Annotated in this window: 2 protein-coding genes; both read right to left on the reverse strand. The window is 39.5% G+C overall.

The window, feature by feature from the left end:
* Positions 1 to 397: hypothetical protein (locus BUB22_RS15905; RefSeq protein WP_073116656.1), on the reverse strand; the 397-nt coding region annotated here is incomplete at its 3' end.
* Entirely contained in the window at positions 397 to 2322 is a 1926-nt protein-coding gene (gene tet(Q) / locus BUB22_RS15910) for a tetracycline resistance ribosomal protection protein Tet(Q) (RefSeq protein ID WP_072831140.1), read from the reverse strand. The genes tet(Q) and BUB22_RS15905, both read right to left, overlap by 1 nt.
* Positions 2323 to 2349: the final 27 nt, after the last annotated feature.

Here is a 2349-nt window from a genome sequence, read left to right on the forward strand (position 1 = left end):
TGTTAATAGATTGTTGTTCATCCATTAACCGGACTATCTGGAACATCTGTCGTTCCTTATCCTCTAAAAGACTGCGCACACTATCGATGCGCTCTGCTGGATAGGTGGCCTTGAAACGGCAGAGCATACTGTCCATTGCCATACGCCGTGCATGGTAATGCTCGATATCTTTATCGTTCCATTCCAGTATTGTTTCACCCAATAGAGAAAATTTTATCATTTGAATATTGATATTGTTTATTTCTTTTCGGAGCTCGTCTATTTTTTTATTGCCAAGTTCTAATGCTTCTATCTCCTGCCATTCATAGAGGCTATTATATGCCATACATCCGATAAGAATGGAGATAAGTATATATCCCAACCGTATTGCCTTATAGAAATTTCCTGACCGCTCCATTATTTTAATGACATTGATTTTTGGAACATGAATAAAAGTTTATCTTTTTCGTTCATGCGGATATTATCAGAATAACCGTCTTTTGTTATTTGATACCCACATGGCTTAACCATAAAAATGCCTAAGCCCTTAGTGTACGAACTTACTTCTGAGGCATAGTCTTTACTTGTATTTAATGGAACTTTCCCTTTAATATGACACCACTCATTATTACAACTGATGTCTTCAATCTCAGACATCATTTTTTGCAAATCTGTAATAGCTTTGGAACTCGCTACTTGGGGTATCTGCAACTCAAAACAGAGCATCGGTTCGAGAATGTCCACACCTGACTGTTGCAAAGCCAGCCTGAAGACATAAGGGGTCAGCTGTCTGAAATCAGCAGGTGTACTTACCGGGCTATAATACTCGGCTTGAGTAAAAGTTACTTTCAGATCTGTCACTTCCCATCCATGTAAACCAGATTGGCAAGACATACGAATCCCTTCAAAAACGGCATTTTGAAAAGAATGGTTCAGATAACCATAGGAGATGTCACTTTCGATTTGCAACCCTGCCCCTAACGGTAAGGGTTCAAGAGTCAGCCCTATTGTGGCCCAGTAAGGGTTGGGTGGTACTTCGATCTGAATAATCTTATTGACCTTTTTTATAGGTCGTTCTTTGTAGATAGTCTTGATCTCATCAAAATGGACCTTTACGGAAAATCGTTCTTCCAGCAATGTCTGTATGATTTCCTTTTGGGTCAAACCATATAACGAGATTTCCAATTCATCACTATATGAGTTTATGGAAAAGGACAAAGACGGGTCTTCAATCCACAATGTATTCAGAGCGGATATCACCTTGCTTCTCTCTTCGGGCTTATTTGGCCGGACGGAGGATTTGAGAGCGGGATGCTGATGAGATAATCCTTGAATCAAACAAGGTTTAGCACCTAAATAATCTCCGATTCGAAAATCTTCTATATCTTCTACAATCGCGATATCATTGGCACCCACTTCATCAACATTTATCTCTCTGCCCTGATAAATAGTCTTTAGATTTTTAATCTTGATGAATTTTTCCGAATCGTTGATTCTTACAACGTCTCGAAGTCTCAGACTTCCGTCAATTATTTTAAGAAAACTTCTTTTATGCCCTTTGGGGTCATGCTCTATCTTATAGAGATAAGCTGAAAGTCTGTTTGAGACTGATGCCGGAGGAAGTATAAAAGAAGAAATGGCGTCCAACAACTCATTGATACCGATATTGAACATTGCTGATCCATGTAGCACCGGATAGACTTTGGCTTTTGCCACAAGAGCGATTATCGTATTCCAATAATCAGCCGGTGAAATTTCGCTATCCGCCAAATATCGTTCTAATATATCGTCGTCATGGTTGCATACAAATTCTTTGTATTCTTCCTTTATATATGTTTGGGAGCAAACCGGATAAACCGATCCATCGACAACAGTTTGCATAAACAGGACATCTTGCGACAGATTTGTTTTTATATCCATATACAAACGCTCCAAATTCACACCGGCACGGTCAATCTTATTGATAAATATAATTGTCGGGATTTGCAGCTTTTGTAAAGTACTGAACAGCAACTTTGTCTGCGCTTGTATGCCTTCCTTTGCGGATAAGATGAGGACTGCTCCATCAAGCATTTTGAATGTCCGCTCCACTTCCGCAATAAAATCCATGTGTCCCGGAGTGTCAATGATATTGCATTTCACTCCATTCCAGATAATAGATGTCGTAGAAGCCCGGACAGTAATTCCTCTACGTTTCTCTATATCCATAGAGTCCGTTATGGTGTCACCATTATCCACACGGCCGCACTTTTCCGTTGCTCCACTGGCAAACAGCAGATTCTCGGTTACGGAAGTTTTTCCTGCATCAACGTGAGCAAGAATTCCTAAATTTATAATATTCATTTGGATTAAGCAATAATATACTACAGT

This window comes from Fibrobacter sp. UWCM (assembly GCF_900129735.1).
GTDB lineage: Bacteria > Fibrobacterota > Fibrobacteria > Fibrobacterales > Fibrobacteraceae > Fibrobacter.